Origin of the sequence: Novosphingobium sp. AP12, assembly GCF_000281975.1 — a bacterium.
In the GTDB taxonomy this organism is placed as follows: Bacteria; Pseudomonadota; Alphaproteobacteria; order Sphingomonadales; family Sphingomonadaceae; genus Novosphingobium.
Genome location: NZ_AKKE01000095.1, coordinates 18,322 through 34,878 on the forward strand (window position 1 = coordinate 18,322; position 16,557 = coordinate 34,878).

A 16,557-nucleotide genomic window follows, 5' to 3' on the forward strand; every position below is an offset into this window, starting at 1 on the left:
ATGACACAGCGTCGCTCGCCCCCGGTGCTGGCCAAGCCTCTCAAGCGGGCGATCGCGCTTCCGGTCTGGGCGGACGTGGGACTGCGGCTGGGCGGCGCCTTTGCACTGGTGATGTTCGTCGTGCTGATCCACTGGATCGACCGCGAGGGGCTCAAGGACACGCACGACGGCACCGTCAGTTTCCTCGACGTGTTCTATTTCACCATGATCTCGATCACCACCACGGGCTTCGGCGACATCGCCCCGGTGAGCGACAAGTCGCGGCTGATCGAGGCGGTGATCGTCACCCCGATCCGCTTTGCCGTGATCTTCATCTTCGTGGGCACGGCCTACAATTTCATCATCAAGCGCAGCTGGGAGACGTGGCGCATGAAGCGTATCCAGGAACGCCTCGCCGACCACATCGTCGTGCTGGGCTACGGCGTCAGCGGCCAGGAAGCCGTGCAGGAACTGATCGCGCGCGGCACTGACGCCTCGTGCATCGTCGTCATCGACCCCTCCCCGGCCCGGCTGAAGCTGGCCGAGCAGGTGGGTTGCAACGTCCTCGAAGGCGACGCGACCCGCGACGAAACGCAGGCGGCGGTGCGCATCGGCCTCGCCCGCTCGATCCTCATTTCGGCGGGCCGCGACGATACGACGATCCTGATCGTGCTGACCGCGCGCCACATGGCGCCGGGCGTGCCGATCACGGCCATCGTGCGCGCCGACGACAACGAACTGCTGGCGCGGCAGGCGGGCGCGGACAACGTCATCAACCCGGTGCGTTTCACCGGGCTTCTGCTCGCGGGCTCGGCCGAGGGACAGCATATCGCCGAATACATGTCGGACCTCGCCTCGGTCGGCGGGCAGGTGCAGCTGGTCGAGCGGCCGGTCGCTCCAGGGGAGATCGGCAAGCCGCTCGACGCAATCGCCACCGGCAGGGGCCTGCGCGTCTATCGCGGCCGCCGCGCCATCGGCTTCTGCGACCCCGAGGCGCAGGCCCTCGAAGCCGGCGACGTCATCGTCGAGATCTGCGATTCGCCCTGCCCGGAAGGCTCAGCCTAGCACCCAGAACACCAGCCCCATGGCGAGGTAGGCGATCAGCCAGAACAGGCAGTCGATCACCCGGCGCGCCGGCTCGGCGCGGTTGCGAACGTGGGTCAGCCAGACCGAGGGAATGACGAAGGCGATGGCGACGCCGCCGGTCTGCATGAAGTAGAGCCACGGCTTCACCGCCAGCGTCTCCGCCCCGATGCGCGCGAACATGTGGCCGAGCATCGCCGAGCTGATGAGGAACACGATCCCCACCACCGCATAGTTGCCCGCGCGCTGGGAATTGCCGGGAAGCAGCTGGCGCCCGGTGCGGAACAGCGGGCCGTTCCAGACGATCCCGATCGCCAGCGCGAGTGCGGCGGCAAGCACCACGGCCAGCCAGTTCACAGGACCCATCGCATCTATCCCTTTTGTTCACTATGTCACTGTCTTGCAGGACAACATGGGTTAGGCAAGCGACACCCACCGGGGGCCCCCTGCTCGCGCTGATTCGTTTTTCGTGACTTTCGGCGACAATGCGCGTATCGGCCCGGCCAATCCCATGGCTATAGAAATCCCCCACCCGCCCAAGGTCGGCATGGTCAGCCTCGGCTGCCCCAAGGCGCTCGTCGATTCCGAGCGTATCCTCACACGCCTGCGTGCCGACGGCTACACCATGAGCCCGGACTATTCCGGCGCCGACGTGGTCCTCGTCAACACCTGCGGTTTCCTCGACTCCGCCAAGGAGGAAAGCCTCGCTGCCATCGGCGAAGCGATCGCCGAAAACGGGCGCGTCATCGTGACGGGCTGCATGGGCAACGAGGCCGAAGTCATTCGCGCCCGTTTCCCGCAGGTCCTCGCGGTCACCGGCGCGCACCAGTACGAAGCGGTCGTCGAGGCCGTCCACGAGGCTGCGCCGCCTGAGCTGTCGCCCTACGTGGACCTGATCCCGCAGGCCTATGACGAGGCCGGCGTGAAGCTGACGCCGCGCCACTACAGCTACCTCAAGATTTCCGAGGGCTGCAACCACGCCTGCTCGTTCTGCATCATCCCGTCCTTGCGCGGCAAGCTCGCCAGCCGGCGCATCGACGCGGTGCTGCGCGAGGCGGAGAAGCTGGTCCAGGCGGGCACCCGCGAGCTGCTGGTCATCAGCCAGGACACCTCGGCCTACGGTGTCGACGTGCGCCACGAGGAGCGCATGTGGAAGGATCACGCGGTCCGCACCCACATGACCGACCTGGCGCGCGAACTCGGCCAGCTGAGCGATTCGCAAGGGCGCCGTCCCTGGGTGCGCCTGCACTACGTCTACCCCTACCCCCACGTCGATGCGGTGATCCCGCTGATGGCAGAGGGCCTGCTGACGCCTTATCTCGACATCCCCTTCCAGCACGCGGCCCCGTCGGTGCTGAAGGCGATGAAGCGCCCTGCCAACGAGGCCAAGGTGCTCGACCGCATCCACAAGTGGCGCGAGATCTGCCCGGACATCGCGATCCGCTCCAGCTTCGTCGTCGGCTTCCCCGGCGAGACCGAGGCCGATTTCCAGTACCTGCTGGACTGGCTGGACGAGGCGCAGCTCGACCGCGTCGGCGCGTTCCGCTTCGAACAGGTCGAGGGCGCCGCCGCCAACCGCCTCCCCGATCATGTGCCGGAAGAGGTCAAGGAAGAGCGCTACGCCCGGATCATGGAGAAGACGGCCGCGATCAGCGCCGCCAAGCTCCAGGCCAAGGTCGGCCGCCGCCTCGACGTCATCATCGACGAAATCGGCGAAGCGGACGAGGACGGCGACATCGGCGCAACCGGCCGCTCGCAGGCCGACGCTCCGGAGATCGACGGCAACGTCTTCCTGCGCGATGTCGGGAATTCGTTGCAAGTCGGTGATATCGTTGAAGTTCTGGTGGAGGATGCAGACGAGCACGACCTTTACGGCGCGCTCACGCGAGGCTGAACACGACGCCGAGTTGCACGGCTTGCAACTGGCGTGCGTTTTTCGACATTTGCGGGAATCGGCCGATCCGATCATACGGAAGAGGCCTTTCAGGCATCCTCTCCCAAAACTTTTCAAGGGCTGGTCTTCGGACCGGCCCTTTTTTTCGTAGTCAGGTCCGCCGGACTGGCCGAACCGGAACGCCGCCGACGACGCATCCTTGTGTTGCACAAATCGCGGCCTCCGCAAGCGCGACCAGGCAGCGGCAGTCAAGCAGTGGAGCTGATCGTCCCTCGCCGACGGTCACGTAGCCCGCGCGCTCCAGTCCCGACAGAACGGCGGCGTCATATACGACCGCCACATGCTGTCCGCTCACGCTCGCCATCAGGATGACGGGCATTGTGGCTCCATTGTTCATACGCCGGGCTCATCGCGCCGATTGCCGCAGCCTCAAAGCACCCGCATCACGCTGATATCGAAGCCGTTCCGCTCCGGAGATGTTGCGGTTGCATGAAACGCAATATTGCTCAACCTTTTCGCATTTGCAGCATAACCGCCGGTCAGACATAAAGACCGTGCCTTTCAGGCATCCTCTCCCAAAACTTTCATAGGGCTGGTCTTCGGACCGGCCCTTCTTTTTTGTCGGCTTTCCGCAGCTTTCGTGGCCGGGCTTCCACTAGCCGTGGGCGCGCAATTGTCCTAGCGATGTGGGCATGGCCTCTTCGCTGCGAATCTTCACCGCCGCCCTCGTCGTCATCGGCGACGAGATCCTGTCCGGACGCACGCACGACAAGAACATCGCGCAAGTGGCCACCTGGCTGCAGATCCAGGGCATCCGCCTCAAGGAAGTGCGCGTGGTCGCCGATGACACCGATGCCATCGTCGAGGCGGTGAACACGCTGCGGGCGCGCAACGACTATCTTTTCACCACCGGCGGCATCGGCCCCACCCACGACGACATCACGGTCGATGCGATCGCGCAGGCGCTCGGCGTGCCGGCGATGGTGCATCCCGAGGCGCGGGCGATCCTCGAAGGCTACTACGAGACGCGCGGCGGCCTCACCGAAGCGCGCCTGCGCATGGCGCGCACGCCCGAGGGCGCCAGCCTGATTCCCAACCGCTACACCGGCGCGCCGGGCATCCGCAGCGGCAACGTGTTCATCATGGCCGGCGTGCCCAGCATCACCGCCGGCATGCTCGACGCGCTGTCAGGCGAGTTGGAGGGCGGTTCGCCGCTGCTGTCCGAGACGGTCGGCTGCTGGGTGGGCGAGAGCGAGGTCGCCGACCTCCTGCGCGAAACCGAGAAGGCGTTCGAGACCTGCCAGATCGGCTCCTACCCGTTCTGGGCAGAGGGGCGCACCGGCGCCAACTTCGTGATCCGCTCGGTCAGCGCAGACGATCTTGCCGCCTGCACCCGTGCGATGGTGGACGGACTGGCAGCGATGGGCCGCCCGGCGGTGCCGGGTGGCATCTGACCTGCTTGCCGCGCTCGCACTGATGGCCGCCCCCATACCCGCCGCCCCTGCCCTCACAGCCGCGCCGACGCTCGAAGAGTTCGAAACCGTCCTGCGCCGCCACGACAGCGCCACGCTCGCTCTTGAGGAATGGTGCGCGCTGCGAGGGCTGGCCGATCCCGCGCGTGTCACCGCGCGGACCATTACCCAGACCATGAACGTAGCGAGCGACGCCGCTCCGGCGATGCGCGATAGGCTCGCGATCGGCCCCGGCGACGCCGTGGCGATGCGCCATGTGCAACTGAGCTGTGGGCCCGCCGTGCTGTCGGTGGCGTGGAACTGGTTCGTGCCCGATCGCCTGACCCACGACATGAAGAACGCCCTGCGCCTCAGCGACGCGCCCTTCGGCAAAGTGGTGGCGCCGCTGGGGTTCCGCCGCCGCCCGCTGTCGACGGTGGCGGGGCCGGCGGACGATTGCCCGGCGAACACGATCTCGACCCACCGCGCGATGCTGGTGCTGCCGGATGGGCGGCCGCTCGCCTATCTCGTCGAGTGCTACACGGCGGCGAACCTGGCCCCCGTTCAGGAATAGATGGTCGCCCCCGGCCGAGCCGGGGACGACGCCGAGTTCAGGCCGCCACGGCCTCCGAGCCGGCGATCGAGGTGCGGTGCATCATCCGGCCGGTCGACTTGTCGTAGGGGATCGCGCGGTGCATGGCGCCGGTGTTGTCCCAGATCACGAAGTCGCCCTTGCTCCACTTGTGGCGCAGCGAGTAGGCTGGCTGGGCCGCCCATTCCTGCAGGCGGATGAGCAGTGCGCGCCCGGCGGGCACTTCCTGGCCGACGATGTGATCGGCAGTGGTGCCGATGACCATCGACTTGCGGCCCGACTCGTGGGTCCAGACCAGCGGATGCTCCTTGATGAGGCCGATGCCCAGCACCTTCTCGCGGTGCTTCTCGGGAATGGCGTCGGCGATCGGCGAGAGGCTGGCGCGCACCGAGTGGACGGCTTTCAGACCCTCGAGCGCCTGCTTCTCTTCCTCGGGCAGCCCTTCATAGGCGGCATAGGTGCTGGCGAACTCGGTCTCGCCGCCGATGGCGGGGGCGATGCGGCAGGACAGCAGCGTGGCGAACGGGGGCGGCATGTCTACGGTGATGCCGTCCATGTGCCAGAAGAAGGTGCCGAGCACGTATTCGGGCTGCGGGTTGATCTTCTCGTCCAGCGTGACCTGGTAGACGTCGTCGTCATTGGACTGGACGTTGTTGCGCGCGGTCAGGCGCACCTTCTCACCCATCGCGTTGGTGATGGCGAGTTGCTCGGCGTCGGTCAGGTTCACTTCGGGGAAGACGAGCACGGTGCGCTCTTCCACCTTGGCGCGAATCGCCTTGGCGGCTTCGGGCGTGAACAGGTCCGCGCGGTCGTCCCAGAGCACGCGAGAGCCGATGAATTCCTTGATATCTTCGAAACGGATAGCCATTTGGCCGCCTCTCCCGGAGGTGTTGCTGAACATGTGTACAGCACGCCATTACACCGGAATTTCCCGCCCGTAAATGCCTCGGCGCCGAGCCTGCGAATCCATCGCACAAACGAAAAGGGCCGGGAAGGTTTCCCCTCCCGGCCCTCTATCGGTTTCGGCGGTCCTGAAGGATCAGGCGCCGGTGACTTCCGTCGTGTCGATCTTCAGGCCGGGGCCCATCGACGAGGACATCGACACCTTGCGGACGTACTTGCCCTTGGCGCCGGCCGGCTTCGCCTTGACGATCGCGTCGACGAAAGCGGTGAAGTTCGACTTCAGGTCTTCGTCCGAGAACGACATCTTGCCGATGCCGGCGTGGATGATGCCCTGCTTCTCGACGCGGAACTCGATCTGGCCGCCCTTGGCGTCCTTCACGGCCTGCGTGACGTTCGGGGTGACGGTGCCCAGCTTCGGGTTCGGCATCAGGCCCTTGGGACCCAGCAGCTTACCGAGACGGCCCACGACGCCCATCATGTCCGGGGTGGCGATGACGCGGTCGTAGTTGAGGTTGCCGGCCTGCATGTCTTCCATGAGGTCCTCGGCGCCAACCTTGTCGGCGCCGGCGGCGAGAGCCTCGGCAGCCTTGTCGCCCTTGGCGAACACGGCGACGCGGACTTCCTTGCCGGTGCCGGCCGGGAGCGAAACCATGCCGCGGACCATCTGGTCGGCGTGACGCGGATCGACGCCCAGGTTCAGCGCGACTTCAACGGTCTCGTCGAACTTGGTGGTCTTGAGATCACGCAGGGCCTGGAGCGCTTCGCCGACGGCGTAGAGCTTCATGTTGTCGCCCAGCTTCTCGGACAGCGACTTCTGCTTCTTGGTGGTCTTCATGGATTAGCCCTCCACAACCTGGAGGCCCATCGCGCGAGCGGAGCCTGCAATGATCTTCGTCGCCGCGTCGATGTCGTTGGCATTGAGGTCGGCCATCTTGACCTGGGCGATCTCGGACAGCTGCGACATCTTGATCGTTCCGGCGGACACCTTGCCCGGCTCCTTCGAACCCGACTTCAGGCCGGCGGCTTTCTTGATCAGGAACGTGGCGGGCGGCGTCTTCGTGATGAAGGTGAAGCTGCGGTCGGCGTAGACGGTGATGATGGTCGGGATCGGCATGCCGTTCTCGAGTTCCTGCGTGGCGGCATTGAACGCCTTGCAGAATTCCATGATGTTCACGCCGCGCTGACCCAGCGCCGGACCGATCGGCGGCGACGGGTTGGCCTTGCCGGCCGGAACCTGCAGCTTGATGTAACCTGTAATCTTCTTGGCCATGTGGCCGCTCCTTTTTCACACTGTCGCGTGCCCGAAACCCGGGAACGCTCATGCCTAGCGGTGAGAACGGATGCCCGGAGGTATCCTCCCGCGAGGGAATCGTTCCGGCGAAGGCCGGTCCGAAGGGGGCGCCCCTAAACGAAACGCCGGCAAAAGGAAAGAGCGCGTTTAGGCAGGCTCGCGCGCGGCGCCGGCAGTTGCCCCCTGCAGCCGCCTCCACGCGGAACGAACCGCGTCGCGTGCGGGCATCTCATAGAGACGGTAGGCGAGGTCGCTCACAAACAACACTAGCGCGGCGTAGAGCAGCGTGACCGCCGCCCCGCCCCATCCCGACCGGGCGGCGGCGATCGAGGGGGCGAAGGCCAGCAGGATCGGGAAATGGATCAGGTAGACCGCATAAGACCGGTCGCCGAGCCAGAGCAGCGGCCGGCTTGCCAGTGCCGGCATCCGCAGGGCCAGGCAAAGCGCACAGGGCCAGGCCAGCAGGGAAACCGGAAGCAGCGAACTGACCCCGCCGATGTCGACGCACAGGCCCAGCGCCAGCCCAAGCACGAGCAGCGCGGTCGGTACCCTCGCCAGGTCGGCGCGCCGCCGCCACAGCACTTGCCCGAGGAAGAAACCCAGCAGCCCGCGCGGCACGCCGTCACCGACCCACGGCCCGCCGCCGCGCCCCTGGACCGCGAAGTGCACCAGCGCCACCACGATCGCGCCGCCGGTCACGAGGCGCAGCGCGCGGTCCCCGCGCACGGCGGCCAGCACGAACACGGCGTAGCAGACGATCTCGACCGAGATCGACCACGAAGGCCCGTCGAAGGTATGGCTCACCTCGCCCACGAACGCCTGCATCATGAACAGGTGGGCGACGAAGGCGGGCCATGTGTTGTTGGTGGCTCCCGCGAACACCATGGCCGTCGTCAGCAGCATCAGCAGGTGCAGCGGATAGAGCCGCGCGATGCGGGCCACGGCGAAATCGGCCATGTCGGCGCGGCGGATGCCTCCGCGCGAAAGGTAGACGTGCGCGAAGATGTAGCCGGAGATCAGGAAGAACAGGTCGACCACCGTCCAGCCCCACTCCTTCAGCCAGGTCACCGGCACGGATGCGCGGGCCATGACTGCGAGGTCGAATTCGAGCAGCGGGTGGTAGACGAACGCGATGCCGCAGGCGGCAAGCCCGCGCAGTCCGTCCAGTGCTTTGAGGCGATCCCCGACCATGCGCGTCGCATGGCACGGCAATGGTTAAGCCGGCACTAAGCTTGCGCGCCGCCCGGACGCGGGACGCCCCGTGACGCCGGGCGGCGCACGGGGCGGCTGAGGCTGCGACGGCCCGGGCGAAACCGCCCGGGAGACGCTTACTTGCTGAGTTCGACGTGCTCGAATTCGAGTTCGACCGGCGTGGCACGGCCGAAGATCGACACCGCGACCTTGACGCGGTTCTTGTCGAAGTCGAGCTCTTCCACGATGCCGTTGAAGCTGGCGAACGGACCGTCGAGGACCTTCACCGAATCGCCGATCTCGTAGTCGATGCTGATCGTCTTGCGCGGCGTGGCGGCGGCGAGTTCGGCGGCGCCGAAGTAGCGCTTCGCCTCGTTCTCGCTGATCGCCTGCGGCTTGCCCATGGAACCGAGGAAACCGGTGACCTTGGGAGTGTTCTTGACGAGGTGGTAGACGTCGTCGTTCAGGTGCAGCTTGGCGAGCACGTAGCCGGGCATGGTCTTGCGCTCGACCTGGACCTTCTTGCCGCGCTTGACCTCGGTGATGGTCTCTGCGGGAACCTGCACGTCCTCGACGAGCTGCGAGAGACCCATACGCTCGGCTTCCGAGAGGATGGATTCCTTAACCTTGTTCTCGAAGCCGGAGTAGGCGTGGATGATGTACCAGCGGGCCATGGTTGTCTCTTCGTGTCCTAGATGATCAGAGCAGCGACAGGAGCGAGCTGACGACCCAGCCGAACAGCGCGTCGATGCCGAGGAAGAACGTGGCGAGAAGCACGGTCATGAGGCCGACGAAAATCGCCGTCGTCACCGTTTCCTGGCGCGAGGGCCAATGGATCTTGCGCGCTTCCGCCTGGACCTGGCGCATGAATTCGCCGGGGGTTGTCTTGGCCATCTTACGTCGCTCTCTTGTCGCTTGCCTGTGCCCGGCCAGTGTCCGGGCGCGAAAATTCTCGTGTCTTCCGGCTAGGGTCCATCGCCGCCCCGACCGTGGTCGGGAGGGGCTTGGTAGGGTCCGCTTGTCGGAAGGAAACCGCGACTTAGCTTCCGTCGCCCGGATTTGCAAGGTCCACCGCGTTCGGAAGACGCGCGAGGAAGGAGTTCGGCGTCGCGTAGACGATCCGGGCGCCGTCGGGGATGCCCACCGGCTTCCTGTCGCCGATGTACCAGAGGTAATCGGCATGGCGCGCGGGCTTGAACTTGCGAAGGTCGATCCGCTGGCGCGGCGAATAGAGGATGCGCTGGGTGGGGTCGTTGAAGCGGTAGCGCGTCTCGCGCATCGAGAGCATGTGGACGTCGGGCAGCGCGAAGTTCGAATTCTCCATCGCGCTGCGGCGCACGACCGCGAAGCTACCGAAGTGCTCGAACGGGCCGAACAGCCACTGCGTGCGCGGGATCGCCACGGCCGTCGCCACGCGCGAGCCTTCGGGCACATGATCGAGCGCGGCGACGAGCTGGCGGGCGGTCTGCGCGTCCTGATACCAGACCACGCTCGTCACCGCGATGCGCACCGTGAACAGCAGGCTCGCCAGCGCCAGTCCCCAGCGCGGCACCGGCCAGTCGATCGCCATGCAGGCGACCATCAGCGCAGCGGTGCTGAGGCGGTAGTCGGCATAGTCGCCGCCGAAGATCTGGCGCGGCACGATCAGCGTCAGGATAAGGAGGATCAGCGCCGCCCAGCCCACCCGGCCGTCGAACCGGCGCAGCACGAGCGCGGCGGCGAGCACCGCGACCACGAGGCACAGGCTGGTGATGTCGAGAACCTGGTCGTAGCTGCGCATCGCCTTGTAGAGGATGCCCCACTTGTACTCCAGCACGCCCCAGCGCCCGTAGGACACCTTGGAATTGGCGCCCATGCCCAGCAGCATCGGCAGCAGCGGGAAAACTAGCGGCCAGGGCTTGAGCAGCGGGCGCCAGTCGAGCCAGCTGCGGCGACGCGACCACTCGTAGCCGAACATCAGCACGCCCATCACGCCCCAGCCCGAGACGTGGCAGATCCACACCACGAAGCCGACCGGCACCATGACCGCCCAGCGCCAGCGCCAGCCTTCCAGCCGCACCCAGCCCGCGAAGGCGAACAGCGCGAAGGCGAGCGAGAGCGAATAGTTGAGGAAGCCCATCAGCAGCGAGGGCGACCAGATCATCGCGAAAGCGAGGATCGCGCCGACGCCCACACGCTTCCTGAGGCTCCATTCCACCGCCATGATGGCCATGCCGGTGAGGAAGGGGATCGAGGCGACGATGAAGCGCCCCGCCTCCTCCAGCCCCAGCAGCGGGGTCAGCGGCACCATCAGCAGCTCGGCGCCCAGATTGCCGGTCCATTCCCACTTGAACAGGAAGTAGCGAGTCAGAAACGGGTCGTGCCCATGGTCGAGCATGACCTTGTAGCCCGCCAGATGCGAGGGATAGTCGGTCATCTGCGGCGTCCAGGCGAGCAGCGCCGGCAGCATCGCCAGGCACGACAGGACGAAGCCCAGCCATGCCGCCTCGTGGCGGGTGCGGCGGTAGGTCTCGCTCGTGCGGAAACGGCGCTTGCCGGTCTCGGCCGTCTCAGGTTCAGGATGCGCGCTGGCGTGCATGTGCGACTGGGTCTTTCCCGCTGTGCCCCATTCGGCAGCCGCGAAGCAAAAGGCTTCGCCACGTCCGAATCGGCGGACGGGTTCTCCTAGTCTGCGCAGGGCAATTGGCAAGGCGCGCGACGCTAGCGCGGCGCACGGCCCGCCGCAATCAAGCAACGTCGCCAGCCTCGGAGGTGCCCCGAAGGGCAGGTTATCGCGATGTTCGGGAAATGCTGGCAGGAGTGGAGGGACTCGAACCCACGGCCCTCGGTTTTGGAGACCGATGCTCTACCAACTGAGCTACACTCCTGCGGGCGGAGGTCCCCCTAGATTGACCCGATGCGGATTACAAGCGGCGATTGATAAGATGCCGACAGATTGCCACCATTACGCCTTCTGCTAGGACAAGGACCGTGCACGCCCCCCGATCAGAACCGATCATCGAGCCGGAACTGCTCATGCTCGCCTACCGCAGCGGGATCTTCCCGATGGCGGACAACCGCGACGATCAGGAGATCTTCTGGATCGAGCCGCGCCTGCGCGCGATCCTGCCGCTCGACGGCCTGCGCCTGTCGCATTCGCTCGCACGCAGCCTGCGCCGCGGCCGCTTCACGGTGACCTGCAACGAGGCTTTCTCGCAAGTGATGGATGCCTGCGCCGCGCCGCGCCAGGTGCGCGAGGACGACGAAGACGGCGACGAAGGCGGCAGCTGGATCAGCCACCGCATACAGGCGAGCTACGAGAACCTGTACTTCCTCGGCCATGCCCACTCGATCGAGGTCTGGGAGGGTGAAGGTGCGGCCCGCGAACTCGTCGGCGGACTCTACGGCGTCGGCTTCGACCGGGTGTTCTGCGGCGAATCGATGTTTTCGAAGCGGAGCGATTCGTCGAAGGTCGCACTGGCGTGGCTGGTGGCGGCGCTCCGGCGCGGCGGCGCGAGCCTGCTCGACTGCCAGTTCATGACGCCCCACCTCGCTTCGCTAGGCGCGGTGGAGATGCCGCAGAAGCGATACCTGGCCCTGCTCCAGCACGCACAGGGCGAGCCGGCGACACGGCCCGGTCAGTTCGCCGCGACAGGTTCCTCGACCGGCTCAGGTTCGGGAGGCGCGGGGGGCGTGGCGGCGGCAGAGGGCGTGGCGGCAGGCGCAGGCGTGCTCGCGCTGCCGGACGCCTTCGGTGTGCTGCTTGCGGACGCGGCGTCCTGCGGGCTCGCCTCCTCGCCCGGGAAGCTCATCGCGCAGGCCTTGACCCAGACGTCGTAGACCGGGTGCTCGACGACGTTGAGCGAGGGGTTGTTCTTGAACAGCCAGCCCGAGAAGACCTTGCGCCAGGCCAGTTTCTCGGCCGTGCTGCGGCGCTCCTCGACGAAGACCTGGACGAAGGCGCCCTCGTCCTGCGGCCGTTCCCAGGGCAGCGACTTCTCGCAGGTGGCGACCTTGACCACGAGGTTGCCGAGCCGGCGCGATTCGCCCGGCTTCATCACGAGGTCCTGAGTCAGGTTGTTGCGCTTGTTGAGCACGCCGAGCGTGACCACTCGGTCCTTGTTGGGAGTGCCGATCTCCTGGCCGCGCGCGACCTGGGCGGGTCCGGCCTGCATTCCGGCGATCGCATCGGGAACGCCGGTATCCTGCGCCTCGGGTTCGGGTTCGCCCGTGCCGCAGGCGCCAAGAACCGCCAGCAGCGACAGCGCGGCAATCGTCCCGGCCTTCATCCCCGCGCGAATCACCACGTCCGCCTTCAGGCGTCCGGGGACCAGGCTTCGTAGTCGCCGGTCGCGGCGGCGCGCACGCCTCCGCGCTCCAGCGCACCCTGCGGGCGGTAGGCGGTGACGGTGCCGGTGGCGTTGGGGGTGTAGTCCACTTCCCAGATGCGCGGCGGAGGCAGGTGGCTTTCGGGCACGCCGTTGTAGGAGTGGTGCAGCCAGCCGTGCCATTCGGACGGCACGTTGCTGGCGTCGTTGGCGCCCACGTACATCACCCAGCGGCGTTCGTAGCCCTCGGTCGTCCTGACGTTCTTGCCGGTCGACCGGAAATACTTGTTGCCTTGCGCGTCGGTGCCGACGTGCTCGCCGTTACGCGCGCTCCAGAGCGAGGTGCCGATGGTGGCGCCGTCCCACCAGGTGAAGATCTTGGACAGGATTCCCATGAGCCGCGCGTTAGCCCCTCTGCCCCCCGGAAGGCAAGGACATTGACGGCCAACGCGATGGAGAAATCCTACCAGCTGACCTTGTCGCCGGCCTTGATGCCCAGCTCGGCCGCGCGCCCGCCGTTCAGTTCGAGCACGCCCGAGGTCACGCCGGTCGAGGACAGCGGCGACTCGTCGTAAGGCACGGCATTGGCGGCGATGTTGAGCACGCGGTGGTCGGTGCCGATGAAAATGATGTCGAGCGGGATCACGGTGTTGCGCATCCAGAACGATGCGGGGCGCGGCGGCTTGTTGACGAAGATCATGCCCTCGTCGGCGCCGAGCTGGGTGCGGAACATCAGGCCCTTGGCCTGTTCCTGCGTGGTCGTCGCCACTTCGACGCGGAAGGCGTGGGTCCCCTTGGCCGACTTCACCGTGAGCGGCACCACCGGCAGGCCCGATTCGCGATGGACGGCGGGCTGGGTGGCAGACGGCTTGGCGTCGGCATCGGCCCCGCCCTGCGAACAGGCCGCGAAGGCCAGGAGGAAGGCTGCGGCAAAGCTGCTGCGCGAGGCGCGGGGGGTAAGGCGCATTCAATCGTCTCCGAATTCCGACTCGCTCCACTCTTCGAGCGCATCGACGTCGTCGCTCTCCACGATCCGGCGCGCGATGTCGAGCGGGTGGCCGGCGCGCAGCATGGCTGAAAGCTGCTTGTCGCGGGCCTTTGGATCAACGGCGCTGTCGCCGCGCTGAACCGCGAAGGGACCGAAGCGGCGGCGCCGCGCAAGCACCAGAGCGGCACGGCGCTGATCGCCCACCCCCGGCCTTTCCTCCGCGCGCAGGTCGTCGCCGACCCCGGCCTGCCCCAGCGCCTCGCCCACCCGGCGGGCGCCGTAGCCGCGCCGCAGCAAGCTGCCCGCCTTCATCTTCGCCCAGGCCGCGTCGTTGACGTAGCCCTGCTCGGCATAGCGGCCGACCAGCCCGTCGATCGCCGGCGCGCCCTCCCCGTCCCAGCCGCGTTCCCTGAGCTTGCGCTGCAGATAAAGGCGCAACTTGGCTTGCGTCGTCGCGAAGCGCGCGACATAGGCCAGCGCCAGTTCCTCAAGCCGGACCGGGTTCAGGGGTTTGGGGCCGACACGGCCCTGATTGCGACGCTTGTCCGACATGCTGCCCTATTCGTGCCACACTCAGGCCGGAATGGGGAGAGTGCGTGGGACCGTAATCGGGACGCAAACGCAGCTAACCGAGGTTCAGAATGGACCTGTTAGAGGCGCCGATCTCGCGAATACAACGGTATAACAACAACGGGTTACAACACATGGGCGACACCATCAGCATGGTGCCGAATACGGGTCAGGCACTTATTCCGACCCCTAACGAAGACACGCTGGAGCGTATCTTCGCCGACTTCGCCACCTTCGGCGATGCCCTCGACTATGCCGCGAAAGGCCGGCGCGGGTTCAATTTCCACGATCCGCGCGGCACGCTCACGCGCGTCTATCCCTTCAGCGAGCTGCGCGAGGACGCGCTGGCCGTCGCCCATGCGCTGATCGCTCGCGGCGTCAAGAAGGACGACCGCGTCGCCCTCATCGCCGAGACCGGCGTGGACTTCGCGGCGCTGTTCTGCGGCGCGGTCTATGCCGGCGCCTGGCCGGTGCCGCTGCCCCTGCCCACCAGCTTCGGCGGCAAGGACAACTACATCGAGCAGCTCGCCGTCCAGCTCGCCAGCTCGGACCCGGTCTTGCTGATCGGCCCGGACGAGATCGCCGCGATGACGAAGGCCGCCGCCGACCGGCAGGGCTGCGACCATGCGACCTGGGCCGACTTCGCCGCCAAGGACGCGCCGGTGGTCGAGCTTCCCAAGGCCGATCCGGACGACATCTGCTACCTGCAGTATTCCAGCGGCTCCACCCGCTTCCCGCACGGCGTCGCGGTGACGCACAGCCAGTTGCTGGCCAACCTGGCCGCGCACAGCCACGGCATGGATTTCCAGCCGAGCGACCGCTGCGTCTCGTGGCTGCCGTGGTATCACGACATGGGCCTCGTCGGCTGCTTCCTTTCGCTGATCGCCAACCAGGTCTCGGCCGACTACCTCAAGACCGAGGATTTCGCGCGCCGTCCGCTGGCCTGGCTAGACATGATCACGCGCAACCAGGGCACCACCGCATCCTATTCGCCGACATTCGGCTATGACATCTGCGCCCGCCGCATTTCCAGCCAAAGCGCGGTGAGCGAACGGTTCGACCTGTCACGCTGGCGCATCGCTGGCAACGGCGCCGACATGATCCGCCCCGACGTGATGCAGAGCTTCGTCAATGCCTTCGCCGACGCCGGCTTCAAGGCCAGCGCGTTCCTGCCCAGCTACGGCTTGGCCGAAGCGACGCTGGCGGTCACCATCATGCCGCCGGGCGAAGGCATCCGCGTCGAACTGGTCGAGGAGGAGCGCCTGTCGGGCAGCCCCCGCGACCTCAGCCGCCCCGCCCGCTACCGCGCTATCGTCAACTGCGGCAAGCCCGTGCGCGACATGGAAGTGGTGATCCGCGGCGAGGACGGCCACACCCTCGGCGACCACCAGATCGGCAAGGTCTGGTGCCGCGGCACCTCGGTCATGCACTCCTACTTCCGCGATCCCGAGGCGACCACCGCCTGCATGGTCGACGGCTGGCTGGACACCGGCGACATGGGCTACATGACGCAGGGCTACCTGTTCATCGTCGGCCGCGCCAAGGACATGATCATCATCAACGGCAAGAACCACTGGCCCCAGGACATCGAATGGGCCGTGGAACAGCTGCCGGGCTTCAACCACGGCGACATCGCGGCCTTCTCGGTCGAGATGGACAATGGCGAGGAAACCCCGGCCGTGCTCGTCCACTGCCGCGTCTCCGACCCCGACAAGCGCCTCGAACTGCGCGAGATGATCCGCGACAAGGTCCGGTCGATCACCGGCATGAACTGCGTCGTCGAACTGGTGCCGCCCAAGAGCCTGCCGCGCACCAGCTCGGGCAAGCTCAGCCGCGCCAAGGCCAAGAAGCTCTACCTCTCGGGCGAGATCGAGCCGTTCAAGCTCGCCGCCTGATCCGGCGCTGAAACGAACGAAGGCAGGGCGCTCCGGCTCCCTGCCTTTTTCGTTGCGGGGCCGTCATCGGGAACAGGAGCGCCCGGTGCGGTTTGTTGCCGCACCATGTCCAATGACACCACCCTCCCGCAGGCTCCCTACGGCATCGATGCCTACCATTGCGAAGTGGAGCGTTATGCGCGCTGGCGCACGCCGCTGGCGGTGGTGGTCTTCATCGTCGTGCTGGGCAGTGCCCTACTCGGCTGGCTCGGCGGCGGGACGGCCAGCGTGACGGCCTACCTCTCGCCCTCGGCGAAAGTCGTACTGGAGCACGAGCCGATCCTGCGCAGCGGCAACTGGTTCGAGACGGTGCTGACCGTCACGCCCGCCCGCGACGTCAAGGATCTCGTCATGGCGGTCGACCAGCCGCTCTG

The 16,557-nt window shown here is 66.7% G+C and carries 18 protein-coding genes, 1 tRNA gene and 1 pseudogene; 7 read left to right on the plus strand and 13 right to left on the minus strand.

The genetic code is table 11. The features are described 5' to 3' along the window. Positions 1-1,044, plus strand: a complete 1,044-nt coding sequence (locus tag PMI02_RS14595; RefSeq protein ID WP_007684047.1) for a TrkA family potassium uptake protein — start codon at positions 1-3, stop codon at positions 1,042-1,044. On the opposite strand, the gene PMI02_RS14600 is transcribed toward PMI02_RS14595, so the two are convergent. Continuing rightward, positions 1,036-1,428, minus strand: coding sequence for a DUF1761 domain-containing protein (locus tag PMI02_RS14600; protein WP_007684049.1), 393 nt, complete (start codon positions 1,426-1,428; stop codon positions 1,036-1,038). The genes PMI02_RS14595 and PMI02_RS14600 overlap by 9 nt on opposite strands. 145 nt (positions 1,429-1,573) lie before the next feature. Here PMI02_RS14600 and rimO point away from each other — a divergent pair, with 145 nt between their 5' ends. The 3 genes from rimO (at position 1,574) to PMI02_RS14615 (ending at position 4,981) form a co-directional block, all read left to right on the plus strand. Continuing rightward, positions 1,574-2,956: a 30S ribosomal protein S12 methylthiotransferase RimO gene (gene rimO / locus PMI02_RS14605; RefSeq protein WP_036503958.1), complete on the plus strand. Its 1,383-nt coding sequence runs from the start codon at positions 1,574-1,576 to the stop codon at positions 2,954-2,956. A gap of 692 nt (positions 2,957-3,648) precedes the next feature. Further along, a complete protein-coding gene (locus PMI02_RS14610) occupies positions 3,649-4,410 on the plus strand; it encodes a molybdopterin-binding protein (protein ID WP_007684055.1) in 762 nt (253 codons plus the stop codon). After that, a complete protein-coding gene (locus tag PMI02_RS14615; protein WP_007684057.1) occupies positions 4,400-4,981 on the plus strand; it encodes a hypothetical protein in 582 nt (193 codons plus the stop codon). Before PMI02_RS14610 ends, PMI02_RS14615 begins: the two co-directional genes overlap by 11 nt. A 37-nt stretch (positions 4,982-5,018) precedes the next feature. Here the strand turns inward: PMI02_RS14615 and PMI02_RS14620 are convergent, their stop codons facing one another. The 8 genes from PMI02_RS14620 to PMI02_RS14655 all read right to left on the minus strand — a co-directional run bounded on the left by PMI02_RS14620 (position 5,019) and on the right by PMI02_RS14655 (position 11,251). After that, positions 5,019-5,867 (minus strand): TauD/TfdA family dioxygenase, encoded by an 849-nt coding sequence (locus tag PMI02_RS14620; RefSeq protein ID WP_007684058.1) that lies wholly within the window; start codon positions 5,865-5,867, stop codon positions 5,019-5,021. A 171-nt stretch (positions 5,868-6,038) separates the two neighbouring features. After that, positions 6,039-6,737: a 50S ribosomal protein L1 gene (gene rplA, locus PMI02_RS14625; RefSeq protein ID WP_007684060.1), complete on the minus strand. Its 699-nt coding sequence runs from the start codon at positions 6,735-6,737 to the stop codon at positions 6,039-6,041. 3 nt (positions 6,738-6,740) lie between these two features. Then, positions 6,741-7,172, minus strand: coding sequence for a 50S ribosomal protein L11 (gene rplK / locus PMI02_RS14630; protein WP_007684062.1), 432 nt, complete (start codon positions 7,170-7,172; stop codon positions 6,741-6,743). A 168-nt stretch (positions 7,173-7,340) separates the two neighbouring features. Then, positions 7,341-8,384 carry an acyltransferase gene (locus PMI02_RS14635; RefSeq protein ID WP_007684064.1) on the minus strand — a complete coding sequence of 348 codons (1,044 nt, stop codon included), beginning with the start codon at positions 8,382-8,384 and terminating at the stop codon, positions 7,341-7,343. A gap of 137 nt (positions 8,385-8,521) precedes the next feature. Next, on the minus strand, positions 8,522-9,058 hold the full coding sequence (nusG, locus tag PMI02_RS14640; protein ID WP_007684065.1) for a transcription termination/antitermination protein NusG: 537 nt from the start codon (positions 9,056-9,058) through the stop codon (positions 8,522-8,524). A 25-nt stretch (positions 9,059-9,083) separates the two neighbouring features. Then, a complete protein-coding gene (gene secE / locus PMI02_RS14645; protein WP_007684067.1) occupies positions 9,084-9,278 on the minus strand; it encodes a preprotein translocase subunit SecE in 195 nt (64 codons plus the stop codon). Positions 9,279-9,423: 145 nt separating this feature from the next. Further along, entirely contained in the window at positions 9,424-10,962 is a 1,539-nt protein-coding gene (locus PMI02_RS14650; protein ID WP_007684069.1) for a hypothetical protein, read from the minus strand. Positions 10,963-11,175: 213 nt separating this feature from the next. Next, a tRNA-Trp gene (locus PMI02_RS14655) sits at positions 11,176-11,251 on the minus strand. A 103-nt stretch (positions 11,252-11,354) separates the two neighbouring features. On the opposite strand from PMI02_RS14655, the gene aat reads away from it, so the two are divergent. Continuing rightward, positions 11,355-12,203 carry a leucyl/phenylalanyl-tRNA--protein transferase gene (aat, locus tag PMI02_RS14660; protein WP_007684071.1) on the plus strand — a complete coding sequence of 283 codons (849 nt, stop codon included), beginning with the start codon at positions 11,355-11,357 and terminating at the stop codon, positions 12,201-12,203. 35 nt (positions 12,204-12,238) lie between these two features. On the opposite strand, the pseudogene PMI02_RS28395 reads toward aat, so the two are convergent. The 4 genes and pseudogenes from PMI02_RS28395 to PMI02_RS14680 form a co-directional block, all read right to left on the minus strand. Then, a pseudogene (locus PMI02_RS28395) lies at positions 12,239-12,652 on the minus strand (DUF2155 domain-containing protein); the annotation flags it as partial. Between the two features lie 26 nt (positions 12,653-12,678). Next, positions 12,679-13,086 (minus strand): NADH:ubiquinone oxidoreductase subunit NDUFA12, encoded by a 408-nt coding sequence (locus tag PMI02_RS14670; RefSeq protein ID WP_007684074.1) that lies wholly within the window; start codon positions 13,084-13,086, stop codon positions 12,679-12,681. A gap of 68 nt (positions 13,087-13,154) precedes the next feature. Beyond that, positions 13,155-13,658, minus strand: coding sequence for a DUF192 domain-containing protein (locus PMI02_RS14675; RefSeq protein WP_007684076.1), 504 nt, complete (start codon positions 13,656-13,658; stop codon positions 13,155-13,157). Further along, a complete protein-coding gene (locus tag PMI02_RS14680; protein ID WP_007684079.1) occupies positions 13,659-14,231 on the minus strand; it encodes a regulatory protein RecX in 573 nt (190 codons plus the stop codon). It lies immediately after the preceding gene. Positions 14,232-14,383: 152 nt separating this feature from the next. Between PMI02_RS14680 and PMI02_RS14685 the strand changes: the two genes are divergently transcribed. Continuing rightward, positions 14,384-16,144, plus strand: a complete 1,761-nt coding sequence (locus tag PMI02_RS14685; protein WP_036503943.1) for a fatty acyl-AMP ligase — start codon at positions 14,384-14,386, stop codon at positions 16,142-16,144. Positions 16,145-16,249: 105 nt separating this feature from the next. Then, positions 16,250-16,557 (plus strand): hypothetical protein (locus PMI02_RS14690; RefSeq protein WP_007684083.1); only part of this gene is annotated, 308 nt, incomplete at its 3' end.

Bases quoted from the DNA above. Each gene is read 5' to 3' on its own strand.
- PMI02_RS14595 (WP_007684047.1), top strand. From the start codon at position 1: ATGACACAGCGTCGCTCGCCCCCGGTGCTGGCCAAGCCTCTCAAGCGG.
- PMI02_RS14600 (WP_007684049.1), bottom strand. From the start codon at position 1,428: ATGGGTCCTGTGAACTGGCTGGCCGTGGTGCTTGCCGCCGCACTCGCG.
- rimO (WP_036503958.1), top strand. From the start codon at position 1,574: ATGGCTATAGAAATCCCCCACCCGCCCAAGGTCGGCATGGTCAGCCTC.
- PMI02_RS14610 (WP_007684055.1), top strand. From the start codon at position 3,649: ATGGCCTCTTCGCTGCGAATCTTCACCGCCGCCCTCGTCGTCATCGGC.
- PMI02_RS14620 (WP_007684058.1), bottom strand. From the start codon at position 5,867: ATGGCTATCCGTTTCGAAGATATCAAGGAATTCATCGGCTCTCGCGTG.
- rplA (WP_007684060.1), bottom strand. From the start codon at position 6,737: ATGAAGACCACCAAGAAGCAGAAGTCGCTGTCCGAGAAGCTGGGCGAC.
- rplK (WP_007684062.1), bottom strand. From the start codon at position 7,172: ATGGCCAAGAAGATTACAGGTTACATCAAGCTGCAGGTTCCGGCCGGC.
- PMI02_RS14635 (WP_007684064.1), bottom strand. From the start codon at position 8,384: ATGGTCGGGGATCGCCTCAAAGCACTGGACGGACTGCGCGGGCTTGCC.
- nusG (WP_007684065.1), bottom strand. From the start codon at position 9,058: ATGGCCCGCTGGTACATCATCCACGCCTACTCCGGCTTCGAGAACAAG.
- secE (WP_007684067.1), bottom strand. From the start codon at position 9,278: ATGGCCAAGACAACCCCCGGCGAATTCATGCGCCAGGTCCAGGCGGAA.
- PMI02_RS14650 (WP_007684069.1), bottom strand. From the start codon at position 10,962: ATGCACGCCAGCGCGCATCCTGAACCTGAGACGGCCGAGACCGGCAAG.
- PMI02_RS14670 (WP_007684074.1), bottom strand. From the start codon at position 13,086: ATGGGAATCCTGTCCAAGATCTTCACCTGGTGGGACGGCGCCACCATC.
- PMI02_RS14675 (WP_007684076.1), bottom strand. From the start codon at position 13,658: ATGCGCCTTACCCCCCGCGCCTCGCGCAGCAGCTTTGCCGCAGCCTTC.
- PMI02_RS14680 (WP_007684079.1), bottom strand. From the start codon at position 14,231: ATGTCGGACAAGCGTCGCAATCAGGGCCGTGTCGGCCCCAAACCCCTG.
- PMI02_RS14685 (WP_036503943.1), top strand. From the start codon at position 14,384: ATGGGCGACACCATCAGCATGGTGCCGAATACGGGTCAGGCACTTATT.